The following is a 6,227-nucleotide window of genomic DNA, read 5'->3' as shown; positions in this document are numbered from 1 at the left end:
TCCAGCTCGGCGGCCCGGGCGGCCAGGCCGGGGCCGCTGCCGCCGTCCACCACGGTGACCCGGGCGCCGAGGCCGTGCAGGACGCGCGCGGCGCTGATGCCCGAGACGCCGAGCCCGGCGACGGCGACCGGCAGGCCGGCGAAGTCCGGGTTGGCCGGGGTGGTCAGGTCGGGGTCGGTCATCCGGTCACCCATCCCGCGTAGAACAGGCCGAGGCCGACGGCGACGCACAGGCCCTGGATGATCCAGAACCGGACGACGATCAGGACCTCGGTCCAGCCCTTGAGTTCGAAGTGGTGCTGCAACGGCGCCATCTTGAAGACGCGCTTGCCGGTCATCCGGAAGGAGCCGACCTGGATGATCACCGAGAGGGTGATGATCACGTAGAGGCCGCCGAGCAGGGCGAGCAGCAGCTCGGTGCGGGAGCAGATCGCCAGACCGGCCAGGGCGCCGCCGAGGGCGAGCGAGCCGGTGTCACCCATGAAGATCTTGGCGGGCGAGGTGTTCCACCACAGGAAGCCGAAGCAGGAGCCCATCAGGGCGGAGGCCACGACGGCGAGGTCCAGCGGGTCCCGGATGTCGTAGCAGTTGGCGGTCGCGGGGATCGCGTAGGCGCAGCTCTGGGTGTGCTCCCAGATGCCGATGAAGGTGTAGGCGCCGAAGACCATCACCGAGGCGCCGGTGGCCAGGCCGTCCAGACCGTCCGTCAGGTTCACGCCGTTCGACATCGCGGCGATCATGAAGTACGCGAAGATGACGAACAGGACGGGGCCGATCGCCCACTTGAAGTCCCGGACGAAGGACAGGCTCTGGGACGCCGGGTTGAGCCCGCGGTCGTCCGGGAACTGCATCGCCAGGATGGCGAACCCGAGGCCGACGATCGACTGGCCGGCCAGCTTCGCCTTGGCCCGCAGGCCCAGCGAGCGGCGCTTGACCACCTTGATGTAGTCGTCCAGGAAGCCGACCAGGCCGAGGCCCGCGGTCAGGAAGAGCACCAACAGCCCGGAGGCGGTCGGGCTCTCGCCCGTTATCGCCTTCGTGGCGAAGTACGCGATCAGGGTCGCCAGGATGAAGGCGATGCCGCCCATGGTGGGCGTGCCCTTCTTGCTGTGGTGCGCCTTGGGGCCGTCGTCCCGGATGTACTGGCCGTAGCCGTGCTTCGCGAGCACCTTGATCAGGGCGGGGGTGCCGAGCAGCGACAGGATGAGACCGATCATCCCGGAGAAAAGGATCTGCTTCATCAGGCGGCCACACCGTCCGTCAGGAGGGCCTCGGCCACCTTCTCCAGCCCCACCGAACGGGAAGCCTTCACCAGGACCACGTCCCCCGGCCGCAGCTGACTGCGCAGCAGCTCGACCGCCGCGTCCGCGTCGGACACCAGCACCGACTCCTCACCCCACGAACCTTCGTTCCTCGCGCCGAGTTCCATGCAGGCCGCCTCGCGTCCGCCGACCGCCACCAGCTTGGTGACGTCCAGCCGGACGGCGAGCCGCCCGATGGCGTCGTGCTCGGCCAGGCTGTCCTCGCCGAGCTCCCGCATCTCGCCGAGCACCGCCCAGGTGCGGCGGCGCTCCGGGCCCCGGCCACCCATCGAGACGAGCGCCCGCAGCGCGGCCCGCATCGAGTCGGGGTTCGCGTTGTAGGCGTCGTTCACGACGGTGACACCGTCGGCCCGGTCGACGACCTCCATGCGCCAGCGGGACAGCGCACCCGCTTCGCCCAGGGCTGCCGCGGTGTCGTCGACGGACATCCCGAGCTCCACCGCCACCGCTGCGGCGGCGAGGGCGTTCGAGACGTGGTGCTCACCGTACAGGCGCAGCTGCACGGGCGCGGAACCGGCCGGGGTGGTGAGCGTGAACGATGGCCGCCCGGTGGCGTCCAGGCGAACGTCGGTGGCCCGGACGTGGGCGTCCGGCGATTCCCCGAACAGGACCACCTTCGCCCTGGTACGGGAGGCCATCGCGCGCACCAGCCGGTCGTCCGCGTTGAGGATCGCGGCGCCGTCGGCGGGCAGCGACTCCACCAGTTCGCCCTTGGCCTCGGCGATCGCCTCCTGGGAGCCGAACTCGCCGACGTGGGCGGTGCCGACGTTGAGCACCACGCCGATCCGGGGCGGGGTGATCGAGGTGAGGTACTCGATGTCGCCCTTGTGCCGGGCGCCCATCTCCATGACCAGGTGCCGGGTGCCGGCCTCGACCCGCAGCGCGGTCATCGGGTGGCCGATCTCGTTGTTGAGCGAGCCGGGCGGGTAGACGGTCTCGCCGCGGCGCTGGAGCAGCTGGGCGATCAGGTCCTTGGTGCTGGTCTTGCCGGCCGAGCCGGTCAGCGCGACCACGGCGGTGCCCTCGGCGCGGGCGACCACGGCGCGGGCCAGCCGGCCGAGCGCCTCCACCACACTGTCGACCAGGACGGCGGGCACGCCGACCGGGCGGGAGGCCAGCACCGCGACGGCGCCGTCCCCGACCGCCTTGGCCGCGTAGTCGTGGCCGTCCACGTGCTCGCCGACGAAGGCCGCGAACAGGCCGCCGGGGGCCACCTTCCGCGAGTCGACCTCGACCGGGCCGGTGACCAGGGCGTCCGGGTCGGCGCCGTCCAGCGTGCCTCCGACGGCGGCGGCCACCTCGGCGAGGGTCAGTGCGATCACTGCTGCTCTACTCCTCGGTCGCCCCGTGCGGCCGTGGTCCGCGCGATGGATTCGCGCAGCACCTCCCGGTCGTCGAAGGGGCGGATCTCGTCTCGTACGTACTGGCCGAGCTCGTGGCCCTTGCCGGCCACCAGCACGGTGTCCCCCGCCCGGGCGCGCGCGACGGCGAGGCCGATCGCCTCGGCCCGGTCGGGGACGACCAGGACGTCGCCGCGCTCGGCCTCGGGCACCGCGGCGGCGCCGGTCAGCATGGTGGCGAGGATCGCCAGCGGGTCCTCGCTGCGCGGGTTGTCACTGGTCAGCAGGGCGGTGTCGGCGAGACGGGCGGCGATGGCGCCCATCGGGCCGCGCTTGTGCGGGTCGCGGTCGCCGCCGCAGCCGACCACGACGTGCAGCCGGCCCTCGGTGACCTCGCGCAGCGAGGCGAGGACGGCCTGCAGGGCGTCCGGCTTGTGCGCGTAGTCGACGACGGCGACGAACGGCTGTCCGGCGTCCACCCGCTCCAGCCGGCCGGGCACGCCGGGGACGGCGGCGACGCCGGCCACGGCCCGCTCCAGCGGCAGGCCGGCGGCGACCAGCAGGGTGATCGCGGCGAGCGCGTTGGCGACGTTGAACGGGCCGGGCAGCGGGACGGAGGCCTCGGCCTCGGCGCCGTCCGGGCCCAGCACCTTGAAGGTGGAGCCGACCGGCCCGAGCCGGACGTCCACGGCCCGCCAGTCGGCCGCGGCGGCGCCGGTCGCGGAGAAGGTGGTCACCGGGATCTTGGCCTCGGCGGCGAGCCGGCGGCCGTACTCGTCGTCCAGGTTGACCACGCCGTGGCGGGACTTGCCGGGCTGGAAGAGCCGGGCCTTCGCCTGGAAGTAGTCCTCCATGTCCGGGTGGAAGTCGAGGTGCTCGGGGGTCAGGTTGTTGAACAGCGCGACGTCGTACGCGACCCCGTCGGTGCGGCCGAAGACCAGGGCGTGGCTGGAGACCTCCATGGTCACCGCGTCGGCGCCGCGCTCGGCCATCACGCCGAGGATCGCGTGCAGGTCGGTGGCCTCGGGGGTGGTGCGCTCGCTCTTGATCCGCTCCTCGCCGACCCGCATCTCGACGGTGCCGATCACGCCCGGGCTGCGCCCGGCGCCGCGCAGGCCGCCCTCGACCAGGTAGGAGGTGGTGGTCTTGCCGTTGGTGCCGGTCAGCCCGATCATCAGCAGCCGCCGGGAGGGGCGGCCGTAGACGATCGCGGCCAGCTCGCCCATGACGGCCCGCGGCCGGTCGACGACCAGCAGCGGCAGGCCGGTGGCGGCCGCCTGCTCGGCGCCGGCCGGGTCGGTGAGCACCGCCACCGCGCCGGACTCCGCGGCCTTGCCGGCGAACGCCGCGCCGTGGTGGTTGGCGCCCGGGAAGGCCACGTACACGTCGCCCGGACGGACCGCGCGGGAGTCGTGGGTGACGCCGGTGACGGCGCCGCCCTCGACGGGCGGCAGGCCCAGTTCGGCGGCCAGCTCGGCGAGCGGCAGGGCGGTGGTCCCGGTCGGACGGGGCGGACTCACGGTGGTTTGATCGGGTTTCGGCACGGCGGGAAGGCTATCCGCCGAAGGGTGTCCAGGGCCAAACCGGCCCTCCGCCGCGCCGTGCTCCGGCCCGGCCGGTCCGTTGCTCATCGTGCGCTCACGGCTTCCACTCGACGGCCAGGTTCGGCGCCGGGCTGCCGCTCGGCGGGACCTGCATGGTCTTCAGGGTGAACTCCATCACCTGCTTGAACACCGGGCCGCACAGCTGGCCGCCGAAGTGGCCGTTGACCGGGCCCTGGAGGGTGCAGGAGACGGTGTAGCGGGGGGCGTCGGCGGGGGCGAAGCCGATGAAGGAGGCGGTGTAGCCGTCGTAGCCCTTGCCGTCGGCGGCGCCCCGGTCGGCGGTGCCGGTCTTGCCCGCGACCCGGTAGCCGGGGATGGCGGCCTTGCCGCCGGTGCCCTGCTCGTCGTCGACGACCGACTCCAGCATCGAGGTGAGGGTCTTGGCCGTCTCCGGGCTGACCACCCGGGTCTGCTCCCCCGGCGCGCTCGGGGCGTACTTGCCGTTCGGGTCGGTGACGCCCTGGACGATGCTGGGCGCGACCCGCAACCCGCCGTTGGCGATGGTCGAGTAGACCGAGGTGGCCTGGAGCGCGTTCATCTGCAGCGGGCCCTGGCCGAAGGAGATGTTGTACTTCTCCGAGGCGACCAGGTCCTCCGGCTTCTTGAGCATCCCGGAGGTCTCCCCGGGGAAGCCCAGACCGGTCGGCTGGGCCACCCCGAACTTGCGCATGTAGCCGTCCAGCACCTGGTTGGTCTTCAGCTGGTCGCCGCCGCCGAGGGTCTCGACCGCCTCGATGGTGCCGATGTTGGAGGACTTGGCGAGCACCCCGGCCAGGGTCAGGTGCCAGTCGCCGTGCTCGACGTCGTCCTTGAACTGCTGCCCGGCCCGGACCAGCCGGTTGGGCACGGTGACCTTGGTGTCCCAGTTGGCCGTGCCGGAGTCCAGCACCGCGGCCAGGCTCATCAGCTTGGCGGTGCTGCCCGGTTCGTACGCGTCGACCAGGGCCGGGTTGCCCATCTGGGACTGCTTGGCCAGGCTCAGGTCGTTCGGGCTGAAGCCGGGCGCGGTGGCCATCGCGAGGACCTGGCCGGTCTTCACGTCCTGGACCACCACGTAGCCCTTCTCCGCGCCGGAGTTGGCCACCTGGTCGGTGATCGCCCGCTGGGCGGCCCACTGGATGTCCCGGTTGATGGTCAGCTTCACGTCGTCGCCCGGCACGGCCGGCTCCATCGAGCCCCCGGCGGTGGGCACCAGCCGCCCGCCCGACTGGGCGTAGCTGCTGTGGCCGTCCTTGCCGGCCAGCAGCTTCTGGTACTGCTGCTCCAGGCCGCCGGCGCCCTCGCCCTCGGCGTTGACGAAGCCGACCAGGTTGGCGGCCAGGCCGTCCGCCGGGTAGATCCGCTTCTGGGTCTCCCGGTTGAACACCCCGGCCAGCGGGTTGGCGCACTCGTTGTCCACCCGGGTGCGCCCGCCCTGGTCGGCGGGCTTGCCGAGCAGCTTCTTCTGGGCCTGGCAGGCCCGCGAGCCGGCCTGCTTCTCCAGGCCCGACTTGAGGTCGCTGATCTGCTTCTTGGCGGCCGGGGTCTGCTGGGCCGCGAGCCGCTTGTAGCGGGTCTTGGGGGTGTGCAGGTCGGTGGCGATCTTCTCCTTGGGCACGCCGAGGATCGGCGACAGCAGCGCGGCCGCCTGCTCCGGCGCGTCCGGGATGCCGGTCGCCTCCGGGGTGAACATCGCCGGGTCGGCGGTGATGTCGTACGCGTCCACGGTGGCCGCCAGCGCGACTCCGTCGGAGGACGTTATCGAGCCGCGTTCGGCGGTGATCGGGATGTTCATGTAGCGGTTGGTGTTGGCGTCGGCGGCCAGCGCGTCGGCGTCCACCAGCTGGAGCTGCACCAGGCGGCCCGCGAAGACGGAGAACACCAGCGACAGCACCACGGAGATCACCCGCAGCCGGCGCTTCGGCTCGGCCAGCTTGAGCGCCTTGGGGCGCAGCGCCAGGACGACGATCAGCACCGTGGAGC

4 protein-coding genes and 1 pseudogene are annotated in these 6,227 nt (G+C 72.6%); all 5 read right to left on the bottom strand.

Annotated features, from left to right (window positions below; translation table 11 throughout):
• Positions 1-182: pseudogene (murD, locus tag AE652_RS32980) on the bottom strand (UDP-N-acetylmuramoyl-L-alanine--D-glutamate ligase); the annotation flags it as partial.
• Positions 179-1,240 carry a phospho-N-acetylmuramoyl-pentapeptide-transferase gene (gene mraY / locus AE652_RS32975; RefSeq protein ID WP_049658291.1) on the bottom strand — a complete coding sequence of 354 codons (1,062 nt, stop codon included), beginning with the start codon at positions 1,238-1,240 and terminating at the stop codon, positions 179-181. The pseudogene murD and the gene mraY, both read right to left, overlap by 4 nt.
• On the bottom strand, positions 1,240-2,643 hold the full coding sequence (murF, locus tag AE652_RS32970) for a UDP-N-acetylmuramoyl-tripeptide--D-alanyl-D-alanine ligase (protein WP_049658289.1): 1,404 nt from the start codon (positions 2,641-2,643) through the stop codon (positions 1,240-1,242). Before murF ends, mraY begins: the two co-directional genes overlap by 1 nt.
• The gene (locus tag AE652_RS32965; RefSeq protein ID WP_049658287.1) at positions 2,640-4,205 is read right to left on the bottom strand and encodes a UDP-N-acetylmuramoyl-L-alanyl-D-glutamate--2,6-diaminopimelate ligase; all 1,566 of its coding nucleotides are present in this window, start codon (positions 4,203-4,205) and stop codon (positions 2,640-2,642) included. The genes murF and AE652_RS32965 overlap by 4 nt, the downstream gene beginning before the upstream one ends.
• A gap of 94 nt (positions 4,206-4,299) precedes the next feature.
• Positions 4,300-6,227, bottom strand: a 1,928-nt coding sequence (locus AE652_RS32960; protein WP_049658285.1) for a penicillin-binding protein 2, incomplete at its 5' end; no start/stop codon positions are given.

Origin of the sequence: Kitasatospora sp. MY 5-36 (assembly GCF_001182915.1) — a bacterium.
In the GTDB taxonomy this organism is placed as follows: domain Bacteria; phylum Actinomycetota; class Actinomycetes; order Streptomycetales; family Streptomycetaceae; genus Kitasatospora.
This window is presented reverse-complemented; position numbering and strand designations above follow the sequence as displayed.